The 15096-nt window shown below is 55.7% G+C and carries 10 protein-coding genes; 9 read left to right on the top strand and 1 reads right to left on the bottom strand.

The window, feature by feature from the left end; translation table 11 throughout:
- Positions 1-97 precede the first annotated feature (97 nt).
- Positions 98-1066, bottom strand: coding sequence for a thioredoxin-disulfide reductase (trxB, locus tag ACMWKA_RS01770; protein ID WP_414759941.1), 969 nt, complete (start codon positions 1064-1066; stop codon positions 98-100).
- Positions 1067-1610: 544 nt separating this feature from the next.
- On the opposite strand from trxB, the gene lrp reads away from it, so the two are divergent.
- From lrp to ACMWKA_RS01815, 9 genes are all read left to right on the top strand, one after another.
- On the top strand, positions 1611-2105 hold the full coding sequence (gene lrp / locus ACMWKA_RS01775; RefSeq protein ID WP_000228469.1) for a leucine-responsive transcriptional regulator Lrp: 495 nt from the start codon (positions 1611-1613) through the stop codon (positions 2103-2105).
- Positions 2106-2240: 135 nt separating this feature from the next.
- Positions 2241-5963: a DNA translocase FtsK gene (gene ftsK, locus ACMWKA_RS01780; RefSeq protein WP_414759942.1), complete on the top strand. Its 3723-nt coding sequence runs from the start codon at positions 2241-2243 to the stop codon at positions 5961-5963.
- A 128-nt stretch (positions 5964-6091) separates the two neighbouring features.
- Entirely contained in the window at positions 6092-6703 is a 612-nt protein-coding gene (lolA, locus tag ACMWKA_RS01785; protein WP_013097319.1) for an outer membrane lipoprotein chaperone LolA, read from the top strand.
- 9 nt (positions 6704-6712) lie between these two features.
- On the top strand, positions 6713-8056 hold the full coding sequence (rarA, locus tag ACMWKA_RS01790) for a replication-associated recombination protein RarA (RefSeq protein WP_414759943.1): 1344 nt from the start codon (positions 6713-6715) through the stop codon (positions 8054-8056).
- A 92-nt stretch (positions 8057-8148) separates the two neighbouring features.
- A complete protein-coding gene (serS, locus tag ACMWKA_RS01795) occupies positions 8149-9441 on the top strand; it encodes a serine--tRNA ligase (protein ID WP_008499983.1) in 1293 nt (430 codons plus the stop codon).
- A 210-nt stretch (positions 9442-9651) separates the two neighbouring features.
- Positions 9652-12096, top strand: a complete 2445-nt coding sequence (gene dmsA / locus ACMWKA_RS01800; RefSeq protein WP_102752531.1) for a dimethylsulfoxide reductase subunit A — start codon at positions 9652-9654, stop codon at positions 12094-12096.
- A 10-nt stretch (positions 12097-12106) separates the two neighbouring features.
- Positions 12107-12724 carry a dimethylsulfoxide reductase iron-sulfur subunit DmsB gene (dmsB, locus tag ACMWKA_RS01805; protein ID WP_029882994.1) on the top strand — a complete coding sequence of 206 codons (618 nt, stop codon included), beginning with the start codon at positions 12107-12109 and terminating at the stop codon, positions 12722-12724.
- 1 nt (position 12725) lies between these two features.
- Entirely contained in the window at positions 12726-13589 is an 864-nt protein-coding gene (locus ACMWKA_RS01810) for a dimethyl sulfoxide reductase anchor subunit family protein (protein WP_058651188.1), read from the top strand.
- Positions 13590-13863: 274 nt separating this feature from the next.
- Positions 13864-15012 (top strand): MFS transporter, encoded by a 1149-nt coding sequence (locus tag ACMWKA_RS01815; RefSeq protein WP_013097314.1) that lies wholly within the window; start codon positions 13864-13866, stop codon positions 15010-15012.
- Positions 15013-15096: the final 84 nt, after the last annotated feature.

Below are 15096 nucleotides of genomic sequence, written 5' to 3' on the forward strand. Positions count from 1 at the left end.
ATGTTATTAGAAAGTGGGCAGCGCAATGTTACAACGAGGAGACAATAAAGGCGACTTATCGCCGCCTTTATTTACGTTTGTTACTGACTTGTAAAGATTATTTACCTTGTTCAGCCAGCCCATCAAGGTAGCGTTCAGCGTCCAGCGCGGCCATGCAACCGGTGCCTGCGGAGGTGATCGCCTGACGGTAAATGTGGTCCATGACGTCACCAGCAGCGAACACACCCGGGATGCTGGTCTGGGTCGCGTTGCCGTGAATACCGGACTGCACTTTGATGTAGCCGTTTTCCAGCTCCAGTTGCCCCTCGAAGATCGCCGTGTTCGGGCTGTGGCCGATAGCCACAAACAGGCCCGCCACTTCCAGCGTTTCGACGTTGTCGGTGTTCTGGGTATCACGAATACGCAGACCGGCAACGCCCATCTGATCGCCCGTCACTTCTTCCAGCGTACGGTTGGTGTGCAGCACAATGTTGCCGCTCGCCACTTTATCCATCAGACGTTTGATCAGGATCTTCTCGGCGCGGAAGGTATCGCGACGGTGGATCAGGTGCACTTCAGAAGCGATGTTCGCCAGATAGAGCGCCTCTTCTACGGCGGTGTTACCGCCGCCGATGACCGCGACTTTCTGGTTGCGATAGAAGAAACCGTCGCAGGTTGCGCAGGCAGAAACGCCGCGACCTTTGAACGCCTCTTCTGACGGCAGGCCAAGGTAGCGGGCAGAAGCGCCCGTTGCGATGATCAGCGCATCGCAGGTGTACTCGCCGTTGTCGCCCGTCAGGCGGAACGGACGGTTCTGCAAATCGACCTTGTTAATATGGTCGAACAGAATTTCGGTTTCGAATTTAGCCGCATGCTCGTGCATACGCTCCATCAGCAGCGGCCCGGTCAGGTCGTTAGGGTCGCCTGGCCAGTTTTCCACTTCAGTGGTGGTGGTCAGCTGACCGCCTTTTTCCATACCGGTAATCAAAACCGGTTGCAGGTTAGCGCGTGCAGCATAGACCGCCGCGGTATATCCCGCAGGTCCAGAACCAAGAATTAGCAGCTTACTGTGTTTGGCCGTGCCCATGAGATCCCCATTGTTGTTGGCAGACAGTTGGCTGGATTGTAGGGAATTTGTTGCCGTAAAAAAAGAGCACAGCAATGTTGATCTCAATCTGTACGATAGGCAATGACGATAAATTGAGCGCTATAACATCAGGCTTACTTCTTAAATTCGCTTGTTTATAAGGCAATAAAATGAGGATTAATACCCTACCGAAATGAATATCCGGCATGTTGTACTAAAAATCGATGTTTTGCTTTGACAATCCCCTGCGCTTTTGCGAAAACATTCAAGGAAGAAAAAAAACCGCGTTAACCGTGTGCCGCATAGGCATGCATGTAAATGCCATTTTTACCGGGTCAGTGAAATCTACGCATGGCGTGGACAGACGCCATACGTGATGTCGGTGACTGCCTTCGGGCAACGGTCTTCTTACCAACAGAACCCGAATCCGCATCGCGTCTAATAGATAACCAGGCGATGTGATGACTAACGGGTACAGGCTCTGAACAGTGATGTGCACAGGGTCCAGGCAGGAGTAGGGAAGGAATACAGAGAGACAATAATAATGGTAGATAGCAAGAAGCGCCCTGGCAAAGATCTCGACCGTATCGATCGTAACATTCTTAATGAATTGCAAAAGGATGGGCGTATTTCCAACGTCGAGCTTTCAAAACGTGTGGGACTTTCCCCGACGCCGTGCCTTGAGCGTGTGCGCCGACTGGAAAGACAGGGTTTTATTCAGGGCTATACGGCTCTGCTGAACCCGCATTATCTGGATGCCTCACTTCTGGTATTTGTTGAGATTACTCTGAATCGTGGTGCACCGGATGTGTTTGAGCAATTTAACGCCGCTGTACAAAAACTTGAAGAAATTCAAGAGTGTCATCTGGTTTCTGGCGATTTCGACTACCTGTTGAAAACCCGCGTACCAGATATGTCCGCCTACCGTAAGCTGCTGGGTGAAACCCTGCTGCGTCTGCCAGGCGTGAACGACACCCGTACCTATGTGGTGATGGAAGAGGTCAAACAGAGCAATCGTCTGGTTATTAAGACGCGCTAACACGGAACAGGTGCAAAATCAGTGTAGTTTGATTACACTCCTGTTAATCCATACAGCAACAGTGCCGGGGTGTCCCGGCGCTGTTGTCCGTTTTAGCAAACAGGCAGGATATGCCTGATACCTGGAGAGCCTTTCTTGAGCCAGGAATACACTGAAGACAAAGAAGTCACATTATCGAAGCTAAGCAGCGGACGTCGGCTCCTTGAGGCGTTGCTGATTGTTATTGCCCTTTTTGCCGTCTGGCTGATGGCAGCCTTACTCAGTTTCAACCCCTCAGATCCCAGCTGGTCACAAACTGCATGGCATGAGCCTATCCATAATTTAGGCGGCGTTCCCGGTGCCTGGCTTGCGGACACCCTGTTTTTCATTTTCGGTGTGATGGCCTATACCATTCCCGTCATTATTATTGGCGGATGCTGGTTTGCCTGGCGCCATCGTCAGAACGACGACTACATCGACTATTTCGCGGTTTCGCTGCGCCTGATAGGCGCGCTGGCGTTGATCCTCACCTCCTGCGGGCTGGCAGCCATCAACGCCGATGACATCTGGTATTTCGCCTCTGGCGGGGTCATCGGTAGCCTGCTGAGCTCTGCGTTGCAGCCTATGCTTCACAGCAGCGGCGGTACCCTGACATTGCTGTGTATCTGGGCGGCAGGATTAACGCTGTTCACCGGCTGGTCGTGGGTGAGCATTGCCGAGAAGATCGGCAGTTTTGTCCTCACTATTCTGACCTTTGCCAGCAACCGTACCCGTCGTGACGACACATGGGTTGATGAAGACGAATATGAAGATGAGTACGAAGAGGAATACGATGCGCCAGTACAGCGTCGTGAATCTCGTCGTGCACGTATTTTGCGTGGAGCACTGGCACGCCGTCAGCGCGTCGCCGAGAAATTTGCCAACCCGCTGGGCCGTAAAACCGATGCGGCGCTCTTTTCCGGTAAACGTATGGACGAAGACGATCATGTTGAGTACCGTTCAGCCGGTGCCGCCGTCGATCCTGATGATGTGCTTTTCTCTGGCAGTCGCGCCACGCCGGGCGATTTTGATGAATACGATCCACTGCTAAACGGTCACTCTGTTACCGCACCAGTTGCCGCCGCGGCAGCCGCGACCACGGCGGCACAGGCTTATGCAGCACCAGCGGAAGCCGTTATGCCGTCTGCGTCGGTTCCCGCTCCCGAGTCCGCTATTCAACAGCCTCAGGTAGAGTGGCAAACGGCGCCTGGCGTTCATACGCCAGAGCCGGTTATCGCACCAGAGCCAGAAAGCTATGCGCCGGTCCAGCAGGAACCGTGGCAGCAACCTTATCAGCCTGAGCCCGTTCATGAGCCGCAGGGGTACCCGTACGACGAGCAGCCCGTCGCGCAACCGTATCAGGAGTATGTCCCTGAGCCTGTTCAGCCTGCTGAGCCTTATGTCGCGCCTCAACCAGAACCTGAGGTGGTGGAAGAGGTCAAACCGTCTCGTCCGCCAATGTACTATTTCGAAGAGGTTGAAGAGCGCCGTGCCCGTGAGCGCGAGCAACTGGCAGCATGGTATCAGCCTGTTCCTGAGCCGGTGCAGGAGCCTGTTGTGAATACACCTTCTGTCTCAGCACCGCCGGTTACTCCAACGCCTGCGGTTGCACCAGTGGCAGAGAGCGTGAAACAGGCTACAGCAGCCGCTTCGGCTGCGGCGCCGGTCTTTAGCCTGGCGACAGGTGGAACACCACGTCCTCAGGTAAAAGAGGGGATTGGTCCGCAATTGCCGCGTCCTAACCGCGTGCGTGTGCCAACCCGCCGCGAGCTGGCATCCTATGGCATTAAGCTGCCTTCTCAGCGTATGGCTGAGGAGAAAGCCCGTGAATCTGATTACGACGATGATGCAGATGAAATGCAGCAGGACGAACTGGCGCGTCAGTTCGCCGCACAGCAGCATCAGCGCTATGGCGAGGAGTATCAGCACGATCATCCTGCTCAGGCGGACGATGATGATGCAGCAGAGGCAGAATTAGCACGCCAGTTTGCGGCCACCCAGCAGCAACGCTATTCAGGCGAGCAGCCTGCTGGTGCGAACCCGTTCTCGCTGTCGGATTTCGAATTCTCACCGATGAAAGATCTGGTGGGTGATGGTCCGAGTGAACCGCTGTTCACGCCGAGCGTCATGCCGGAAGCCGAGCCGGTGCGTCAGCAGCCGGCCCCTGCGCCACAGGCGTACGCCCAGCCGCAGCAGCCTGCGCCACAATCTTATGCGCAGCCACAGCAGCCACAGCAGCCACAGCAGCCACAGCAGCCACAGCAGCCGCAATTCCAGCAGCCTCAGGCACAGCCGCAGGAAAGTCTCATTCATCCGCTGCTGATGCGTAACGGTGACAGTCGTCCGTTGCAACGTCCGAGCACGCCTCTGCCGTCGCTGGATCTGTTAACGCCGCCGCCAGCAGAAGTTGAGCCGGTCGATACCTTCGCGCTGGAGCAAATGGCCCGTCTGGTAGAAGCGCGTCTGGCTGACTTCCGCATTAAAGCGGACGTGGTCAACTACTCTCCAGGCCCTGTCATTACCCGTTTCGAACTCAACCTGGCGCCTGGCGTTAAAGCCGCGCGTATTTCAAACCTGTCCCGCGACCTGGCGCGTTCTCTGTCGACCGTTGCGGTTCGTGTGGTTGAAGTCATTCCTGGTAAACCTTATGTCGGCCTTGAGCTGCCGAACAAAAAACGTCAGACCGTTTACCTGCGTGAAGTGCTGGATAACACCAAATTCCGCGACAACCCTTCACCACTGACCGTGGTGCTGGGTAAAGATATCGCGGGTGAGCCGGTGGTAGCCGATCTGGCGAAAATGCCTCACCTGCTGGTCGCGGGTACAACCGGTTCCGGTAAGTCGGTGGGTGTGAATGCCATGATCCTCAGCATGCTCTACAAAGCGCAGCCTGAAGATGTCCGTTTCATCATGATCGATCCGAAAATGCTGGAACTGTCGGTCTATGAGGGGATCCCGCATCTGCTGACGGAAGTTGTGACCGACATGAAAGACGCGGCCAACGCCCTGCGCTGGAGCGTCAACGAGATGGAGCGCCGTTATAAGCTGATGTCGGCTCTGGGCGTGCGTAACCTTGCCGGTTATAACGAGAAAATCGCCGAGGCGGCGCGGATGGGTCGTCCAATTCCCGATCCATACTGGAAACCGGGCGATAGCATGGATGCCCAACATCCGGTGCTGGAAAAACTGCCTTACATCGTCGTGCTGGTGGATGAGTTCGCCGACCTGATGATGACCGTCGGTAAGAAAGTGGAAGAGTTGATTGCCCGTCTGGCACAGAAAGCGCGTGCGGCCGGTATTCACCTTGTCCTGGCGACGCAGCGTCCTTCTGTGGACGTCATTACGGGTCTGATTAAAGCCAACATTCCGACCCGTATCGCCTTTACCGTATCAAGCAAAATTGACTCGCGTACCATCCTTGATCAGGGCGGTGCTGAATCGCTGCTGGGGATGGGGGATATGCTCTACTCCGGCCCGAACTCCACCTCTCCGGTGCGCGTTCACGGCGCATTCGTTCGCGACCAGGAAGTGCATGCCGTGGTGCAGGACTGGAAAGCGCGCGGTCGTCCACAATACGTTGACGGCATTACCTCCGACAGCGAAAGCGAAGGCGGCGGCGGTGGCTTTGACGGCGGCGAAGAGCTGGATCCGTTATTCGACCAGGCGGTTAATTTTGTTACCGAAAAACGCAAAGCGTCGATCTCCGGCGTTCAGCGTCAGTTCCGTATTGGCTACAACCGCGCGGCGCGCATCATTGAGCAGATGGAAGCCCAGGGCATTGTCAGTGAGCAGGGGCATAACGGTAACCGTGAGGTGCTGGCTCCGCCGCCGTTTGATTGATCTTCAGCGTGTGCAAAGAAGGGTAAATCAGCCAAATTTAAGCATTTTCTTCTGTCACCTGCCTGCGGGCAGGTCCAGAATAGAAAACGGAAACCCCATTTCGGGATGACGTATTTTAAGGAACAACAATGAAAAAAATCGCAATCGCCTGTGCATTACTCACCAGTTTTGTCGCCAGCAGCGTCTGGGCTGATGCGGCCAGCGACCTTAAAAGCCGCCTGGATAAAGTGAGCAGCTTCCACGCCAGCTTCACGCAAAAAGTGACTGACGGCAGCGGTAATGCGGTGCAGGAAGGCCAAGGCGATCTGTGGGTAAAACGCCCAAATCTTTTCAACTGGCACATGACTCAGCCGGATGAGAGCATCCTGGTCTCTGACGGCAAAACCCTGTGGTTCTTCAACCCGTTTGTTGAGCAGGCAACCGCCACCTGGCTGAAAGATGCGACCAGCAACACGCCCTTTATGCTGATAGCCCGTAACCAGGCCAGCGACTGGCAGCAGTATAATATTAAGCAGAACGGTGATGAGTTTGTCCTGACGCCAAAAGGAAGCAACGGCAACCTGAAGCAGTTCACCATCAATGTAAGCACCAACGGTACCATCAATCAGTTCGGCGCCGTTGAGCAGGACGATCAGCGCAGCAGCTATCAGCTCAAATCACAGCAAAATGGCGCTGTCGATGCATCTAAATTTACCTTTACCCCGCCGCAGGGCGTAACGGTGGACGACCAACGTAAGTAAGAGGCATGAGTGGGCAACCTGTCGCTCGATTTTTCAGATAATGCGTTTCAACCTCTGGCCGCGCGTATGCGGCCAGAAAATTTAGCTCAGTATATTGGCCAGCAGCACCTGCTGGCTGCGGGTAAGCCGTTGCCGCGGGCCATTGAAGCCGGGCATCTGCACTCGATGATCCTCTGGGGACCACCCGGTACCGGTAAAACCACGCTTGCTGAAGTGATCGCCCGCTACGCTAACGCGGACGTCGAGCGCATCTCGGCCGTCACATCCGGTGTGAAGGAGATCCGCGAGGCAATCGAGCGCGCGCGCCAGAACCGTAACGCCGGGCGACGAACCATCCTCTTTGTGGACGAAGTCCATCGCTTCAATAAAAGTCAGCAGGATGCATTCCTGCCGCACATCGAAGATGGCACCATCTTTTTCATTGGTGCCACCACCGAAAACCCGTCGTTTGAACTCAACTCGGCACTGCTTTCCCGGGCGCGCGTCTACCTGCTTAAATCGCTCACCACCGAGGATATTGAAAACGTCCTCACCCAGGCGATGGACGACAAAGCCCGCGGCTATGGCGGACAGGACATTGTCCTGCCTGACGACACGCGTCGGGCAATTGCGGAGCTAGTCAACGGCGATGCGCGGCGGGCACTGAATACTCTGGAAATGATGGCCGATATGGCCGAAGTCGACGACGCCGGCAAACGGGTATTAAAACCGGAACTGTTGACCGAAATTGCCGGTGAGCGTAGCGCCCGTTTTGATAACAAAGGCGATCGCTTTTACGATCTGATCTCGGCGCTGCATAAGTCGGTACGCGGCAGCGCGCCGGATGCCGCGCTTTACTGGTACGCACGCATTATCACTGCCGGTGGCGATCCGCTGTACGTCGCGCGTCGCTGTCTGGCGATTGCTTCAGAAGATGTTGGCAATGCCGATCCGCGCGCCATGCAGGTGGCGCTTTCGGCCTGGGATTGTTTTACTCGCGTCGGGCCGGCAGAAGGTGAGCGCGCTATTGCCCAGGCGATTGTCTATCTGGCCTGCGCGCCGAAAAGTAATGCCGTCTATACCGCATTTAAAGCGGCCATGTCGGATGCGCGTGAGCGCCCGGACTACGATGTGCCGGTGCATCTGCGTAATGCGCCAACGAAGCTGATGAAAGAGATGGGGTACGGGCAGGAGTATCGTTACGCTCACGATGAACCCAACGCTTACGCGGCCGGGGAGGAGTATTTCCCGCAGGAAATGGCACAAACCCGCTATTATCACCCCACAAACAGAGGTCTTGAAGGCAAGATTGGCGAAAAGCTCGCCTGGCTCGCCGCACAGGATCAAAATAGCCCTATAAAACGCTACCGTTAGTTCAGTCGTTGCGGTAATGTTGGCATTGTATCCCTGTGGCCGCAGGCTGTGGCCACATTTTCCTATTTTAATTCGATAAGCACAGGATAAGCATGCTCGATCCCAATCTGCTGCGTAATGAGCCAGACGCAGTCGCTGAAAAACTGGCACGCCGGGGCTTTAAGCTGGATGTAGATAAGCTGCGCGCTCTTGAAGAGCGTCGTAAAGTTCTGCAGGTACAAACTGAAAATCTGCAGGCAGAGCGTAACTCTCGATCGAAGTCCATCGGCCAGGCGAAAGCGCGCGGGGAAGATATTGAGCCATTACGCCTGGAAGTGAACAAACTGGGTGAAGAGCTGGACCAGGCGAAAGCTGAGCTGGACGTTCTTCAGGCCGAAATTCGTGATATCGCCCTGGCTATCCCGAACATTCCTGACGACAGCGTTCCTGTCGGTAAAGACGAAAACGACAACGTTGAAGTGAAACGCTGGGGTACGCCTCGTGAGTTCGACTTCGAGGTTCGCGATCACGTTACTCTGGGCGAAATGCACGCGGGCCTGGACTTTGCGGCAGCCGTGAAGCTGACCGGTTCTCGCTTCGTGGTGATGAAAGGTCAGATTGCTCATCTGCACCGTGCACTGGCACAGTTCATGCTGGATCTGCACACTGAGCAGCACGGTTACAGCGAAACCTACGTTCCGTATCTGGTTAACCACGATACTCTGTACGGTACCGGACAACTGCCGAAATTTGCCGGCGATCTATTCCATACCCGTCCGCTGGACGAGGAAGCCGACAGCAGCAACTACGCGCTGATCCCAACCGCGGAAGTGCCGCTGACCAACCTCGTGCGTGATGAGATCATCGACGAAGACGACCTGCCAATCAAACTGACGGCGCACTCTCCGTGCTTCCGCTCTGAAGCGGGTTCTTACGGCCGTGACACGCGTGGTCTGATCCGTATGCACCAGTTCGATAAAGTTGAGATGGTACAGATCGTTCGTCCGGAAGAGTCCATGGACGCGCTGGAAGAGATGACCGGCCACGCGGAGAAAGTGCTGGAGCTGCTCGGTCTGCCGTACCGTCGTATGGCGCTGTGCACCGGTGATATGGGCTTTGGCGCCTGCAAAACCTTCGATCTGGAAGTGTGGGTACCTGCGCAGAACACCTACCGTGAAATCTCCTCCTGCTCTAACGTCTGGGATTTCCAGGCGCGTCGTATGCAGGCACGCTGCCGCAGCAAGTCCGACAAGAAAACCCGTCTGGTGCATACCCTGAACGGCTCTGGTCTGGCTGTTGGCCGTACGCTGGTTGCCGTGCTGGAAAACTATCAGCAGGCAGACGGACGTATTGAGATCCCTGAAGTGCTGCGCCCATACATGAAAGGCCAGCAGTACATCGGCTAATTCTTTGCCTTACAACAAAAAAGCGCCTTTTGGCGCTTTTTTTATACCCTCGGTTTGATACGACGCAATACCCCCTCCCTCTAAAGTAGTAATACTCCTGCGAATGAAAGCCAGCATAAAACACGCATAACGCATTAGCTCGTTATATATAAAACTATATCGCGGTTAATTCCGCCCCTTATTCTTTGTGAGCAACCAAAGTGAGTCTTTATGAAAATCAAAGCGCCTGAAGCGTTAATGGCTGCCGAGGTCACTCGCCGTGGGTTGATGAAAACCACGGCAATTGGCGGTCTCGCCGTTGCCAGCAGTGCCTTCACTCTCCCTTTTACCCGACTGGCGTCGGCGGCGGATGCGTTGTCCCCGGCTACGGCCCCGGAAAACGTGGTGTGGAGCGCCTGTACCGTAAACTGTGGTAGCCGTTGTCCATTACGTATGCATGTGGTGGATGGCGAGATCAAATACGTCGAAACCGACAATACCGGTGACGATAACTACGACGGCTTGCATCAGGTTCGCGCCTGTCTGCGTGGCCGCTCAATGCGCCGCCGGGTTTATAACCCGGACCGTCTGAAGTACCCGATGAAACGCGTCGGTAAGCGCGGGGAAGGGAAGTTCGAGCGCATCAGCTGGGATGAAGCTTACGATATCATCGCCAGCAATATGCAGCGTCTGATAAAAGAGTACGGTAACGAATCCATCTACCTGAACTATGGCACCGGAACGCTCGGGGGAACGCTGACCCGCTCCTGGCCACCGGGTAAAACGCTGGTGGCGCGCTTGATGAACTGCTGCGGCGGTTATCTCAATCACTACGGTGACTACTCTTCTGCACAGATTGCTGCCGGCCTGAACTACACCTACGGTGGCTGGGCAGACGGTAACAGCCCGTCCGATATCGAAAACAGTAAACTGGTGGTGCTTTTCGGTAACAACCCTGGTGAAACGCGGATGAGCGGCGGTGGGGTAACCTATTACCTTGAACAGGCTCGCGCCAAATCTAACGCCCGGATGATCATCATCGATCCGCGTTATACCGATACGGGGGCAGGCCGGGAAGATGAGTGGATCCCCATTCGCCCGGGCACCGATGCGGCGCTGGTCAGCGCGCTGGCGTGGGTCATGATCACCGAGGACCTTGTCGATCAGCCATTCCTCGATAAATACTGCGTCGGCTATGACGAGAAAACCCTGCCCGCCAGTGCGCCTGCCAACGGGCATTACAAGGCGTATATTCTGGGCCAGGGCAGTGACGGCGTGGCGAAAACCCCGGAGTGGGCATCAAAAATCACCGGGATACCGGCGGAACGTATTGTCCAGCTGGCGCGTGAAATCGGTTCAGCGAAACCGGCCTATATCAGCCAGGGCTGGGGGCCACAGCGTCACGCGAATGGCGAAATCGCCACTCGTGCTATTTCGATGCTCTCCATTCTGACCGGTAACGTGGGTATTAATGGTGGGAATAGTGGCGCGCGCGAAGGTTCCTATTCGCTGCCGTTTGAACGGATGCCAACCCTGGAAAACCCGGTTCAGACCAGTATCTCCATGTTTATGTGGACCGACGCCATTGAGCGCGGGCCGGAGATGACCGCCCTGCGCGATGGCGTACGGGGCAAAGACAAGCTGGATGTGCCGATCAAGATGATCTGGAACTACGCCGGTAACTGCCTTATTAACCAGCACTCGGAGATCAACCGCACCCACGAAATCCTGCAGGATGACAAGAAGTGCGAGATGATTGTGGTGATCGACTGCCACATGACCTCATCGGCGAAATATGCGGATATTCTGCTGCCGGATTGCACCGCCTCGGAGCAGATGGATTTCGCGCTGGATGCCTCCTGCGGCAACATGTCCTACGTGATCTTCACCGACCGGGCCATCAAACCGCGTTTCGAGTGCAAAACCATCTATGAGATGACCTCTGAGCTGGCGAAACGTCTTGGTGTCGAACAACAGTTCACAGAAGGCCGCACTCAGGAAGAGTGGATGCGTCATCTGCATGAACTTTCCCGTAAAGCGATCCCTGACCTGCCGGATTTCGATACCTTCCGCAAGCAGGGCATCTATAAACAGCGCGATCCGCAAGGGCACCACGTGGCGTACAAAGCCTTCCGCGACGATCCGCAGGCGAATCCGCTGACCACGCCATCGGGCAAAATCGAGATTTACTCCGAAGAGCTGGCAAACATTGCCGCAACCTGGGAATTGCCGGAAGGGGATGTTATCGATCCCCTGCCGATCTACACGCCCGGGTTTGAAAACTATAACGATCCGCTGACCGCAAAATTCCCGCTGCAACTGACCGGATTCCACTACAAAGCGCGCGTTCACTCCACCTACGGCAACGTTGATGTGCTGAAAGCCGCCTGCCGCCAGGAGATGTGGATTAACCCGATGGATGCGAAAGCGCGAGGTATCAGCAATGGCGATCGCGTGCGTATCTTTAACGATCGCGGCGAGGTGCATATCGAAGCCAAAGTGACGCCCCGCATGATGCCTGGTGTTGTCGCGCTGGGGGAAGGCGCGTGGTACAGCCCGGATGCAAACCGCATCGACCAGGCTGGCAGTATTAACGTACTGACCACGCAGCGCCCATCGCCGCTGGCGAAAGGCAACCCGTCCCACACAAACCTTGTTCAGGTTGAGAAGGTGTAAGGAGTAACCGATGACAACCCAGTATGGATTTTTTATTGACTCCAGCCGTTGCACCGGGTGCAAAACCTGCGAGCTGGCCTGCAAGGATTACAAAGACCTGACCCCGGACGTCAGCTTCCGCCGGATCTACGAATACGCGGGCGGCGACTGGCAGGAGGATAACGGCGTCTGGCATCAGAACGTCTTTGCCTATTATCTGTCGATTGCCTGTAACCACTGTGAAGACCCGGCCTGCACCAAAGTGTGCCCGAGCGGGGCGATGCACAAGCGCGACGACGGGTTTGTGGTAGTGAATGAAGACGTCTGCATTGGCTGCCGCTACTGCCATATGGCCTGTCCTTACGGTGCGCCGCAGTACAACGCTGCCAAAGGCCACATGACCAAGTGCGACGGCTGCCATGACCGCGTCGCAGAGGGCAAAAAGCCGATTTGCGTGGAGTCCTGTCCGCTGCGCGCGCTGGACTTCGGCCCGATTGACGAGCTGCGTAAAAAACACGGCCAGCTTGCGGCCGTCGCGCCGCTGCCGTCTGCGCACTTCACGAAGCCAAGCATTGTGATTAAACCTAACGCCAACAGCCGCCCGACGGGAGATACCACCGGCTATCTGGCAAACCCGAAGGAGGTGTGAGATGGGAAGTGGATGGCATGAATGGCCGCTGATGATCTTCACGGTCTTTGGGCAGTGCGTGGCGGGTGGCTTTATTGTGCTCGCGCTGGCGTTACTGAAAGGCGATTTGAAAGCTGAACAGCAGCAGCGCGTGGTGCTGAGTATGTTTGGTCTGTGGGTGTTGATGGGGATCGGTTTTATTGCCTCTACGCTGCACCTCGGCTCGCCAATGCGCGCGTTCAACTCTCTCAATCGCGTGGGGGCATCCTCACTGAGTAACGAAATTGCCAGCGGGGCGATCTTCTTTGCCGTCGGTGGGTTGGGGTGGCTGCTGGCAGCCCTGAAAAAGCTTCCTGCGGGGCTGCGCAACGTGTGGCTGATCGTGACAATGGTGCTGGGCGTGGTCTTCGTGTGGATGATGGTGCGGGTTTATAACACCATCGATACCGTTCCCACCTGGTATAGCGTCTGGACGCCAATGAGTTTCTTCCTGACGATGTTTATCGGCGGGCCGCTGCTGGGCTACCTGCTGCTGCGCGTGGCGGGTGTGGACGGCTGGGCGATGCGTCTGCTCCCTGCCGTTTCGCTGTTGGCGCTGGTGGTAAGCACGATGGTTGCGCTGATGCAGGGCGCTGAGCTGGCAACCATTCACAGCTCCATTCAGCAGGCCTCAGCCCTGGTGCCAGAGTACGGTTCTCTGATGGCCTGGCGTGTGGTGTTGCTGGCTGTTGCGCTGGTGTGCTGGATTGCCCCTCAGCTTAAAGGTTATCAGCCCGCACTGCCGTTACTGTCAGTGGCCTTTGTGCTGGTGCTGGCAGGGGAGTTGATCGGTCGCGGTGTGTTTTACGGCCTGCATATGACGGTAGGCATGGCTATCGCCAGCTGATTTGATTTTTCGTTATAAAAAGCCGGGACATAGCGCCCGGCTTTTCTTTTTTCCATCATGAAATTTTTCGACTGATGTTTGGTATTAAAAATCCCCTGAAATAAATAAAAACAACCAGATAATTAATATCAGTAGCAGACTTTGCATTAGCAGGATGAGTTTTTTAAATCGACATGGCACATATCGTGCGTGACGCCTGAATCGGTGGATTGACTTTGTTTTTGCCAGTGGCATGATGCGCACGAAATCTGAACTTCCTCACGGTTTTTAATCCATGACCATCTATACCCGGCCAGTGCTCCTGTTGCTCTGTGGCCTGCTTTTGTTGACCCTGGCGATCGCAGTGTTGAATACGCTCGTCCCGCTATGGCTTGCCCATGAAAACTTACCAACCTGGCAGGTGGGTATGGTCAGCTCGTCCTTTTTCACGGGGAACCTGCTGGGCACCCTGATGACGGGGAGCCTGATTAAACGCGTTGGCTTTAACCGCAGCTATTATCTGGCCTCGCTGATTTTCGCTGCCGGCTGTGCCGGGCTGGGCCTGATGGTCGGCTTCTGGAGCTGGATGATCTGGCGCTTTATCGCTGGCGTAGGCTGCGCGATGATTTGGGTCGTGGTGGAAAGTGCGCTGATGTGCAGCGGTACCTCGCGCAACCGGGGACGTCTGCTGGCAGCGTATATGATGGTCTATTACGTCGGAACCGTGCTTGGGCAATTAATGGTCAGCAAACTGCCGACCGACCTGATGAGCGTTCTGCCGTGGGTAACGGGCATGGTCCTGGCGGCGATCCTGCCGCTGCTCTTTACTCGCATTGTGAATCAAAACAGTGAGCATCAGGAAGCGACCCACGTCTGGCCGATGCTGAGACTGCGACAGGCGCGTCTGGGCGTGAACGGCTGTATCATCTCCGGAATTGTTCTGGGGTCGCTTTATGGTCTGATGCCGCTCTACCTGAACCATCAGGGCGTCAGTGATTCCGGGATCGGCTTCTGGATGGCGGTAATGGTCAGCGCGGGCATCGTCGGACAGTGGCCGATTGGCCGTCTGGCAGACCGTTTTGGGCGTCTGCTGGTGTTGCGCGTTCAGGTCTTCGTGGTGATCATGGGTTGCCTTGCCATGCTCAGCAATGCCGCGATGGCGCCTGCGCTGTTTATTCTGGGGGCGGCAGGCTTCACACTTTATCCGGTCGCGATGGCCTGGGCCTGTGAAAAAGTTGAACATCACCAGCTGGTGGCGATGAACCAGGCGCTGTTATTAAGTTATACCATTGGCAGTTTGCTGGGGCCGACATTCACCGCGATGCTGATGCAGAATTATTCCGACAATTTGCTGTTTATCATGATTGCCAGCGTGTCGTTTATTTATCTCTTAATGCTACTGCGCAAAGCGGGCGAACATCCCACGCCAGTGGCGCATGCCTGATGAATTAAAAGCCAGTCATTGACTGGCTTTTTTGTCCCCATCACATATAAGAATTTTACGCATTGTTTGTTTATCGCGCCAGGC

It is taken from the genome of Enterobacter sp. 03-F-07-AD-ECC, assembly GCF_047530935.1.
Taxonomy (GTDB): Bacteria; Pseudomonadota; Gammaproteobacteria; order Enterobacterales; family Enterobacteriaceae; genus Enterobacter; species Enterobacter cloacae.

Coding starts and splice junctions, on each gene's coding strand:
- ACMWKA_RS01815 (WP_013097314.1), top strand. CDS start 13,864: ATGACCATCTATACCCGGCCAGTGCTCCTGTTGCTCTGTGGCCTGCTT.
- dmsB (WP_029882994.1), top strand. CDS start 12,107: ATGACAACCCAGTATGGATTTTTTATTGACTCCAGCCGTTGCACCGGG.
- lrp (WP_000228469.1), top strand. CDS start 1,611: ATGGTAGATAGCAAGAAGCGCCCTGGCAAAGATCTCGACCGTATCGAT.
- trxB (WP_414759941.1), bottom strand. CDS start 1,066: ATGGGCACGGCCAAACACAGTAAGCTGCTAATTCTTGGTTCTGGACCT.
- serS (WP_008499983.1), top strand. CDS start 8,149: ATGCTCGATCCCAATCTGCTGCGTAATGAGCCAGACGCAGTCGCTGAA.
- ACMWKA_RS01810 (WP_058651188.1), top strand. CDS start 12,726: ATGGGAAGTGGATGGCATGAATGGCCGCTGATGATCTTCACGGTCTTT.
- lolA (WP_013097319.1), top strand. CDS start 6,092: ATGAAAAAAATCGCAATCGCCTGTGCATTACTCACCAGTTTTGTCGCC.
- dmsA (WP_102752531.1), top strand. CDS start 9,652: ATGAAAATCAAAGCGCCTGAAGCGTTAATGGCTGCCGAGGTCACTCGC.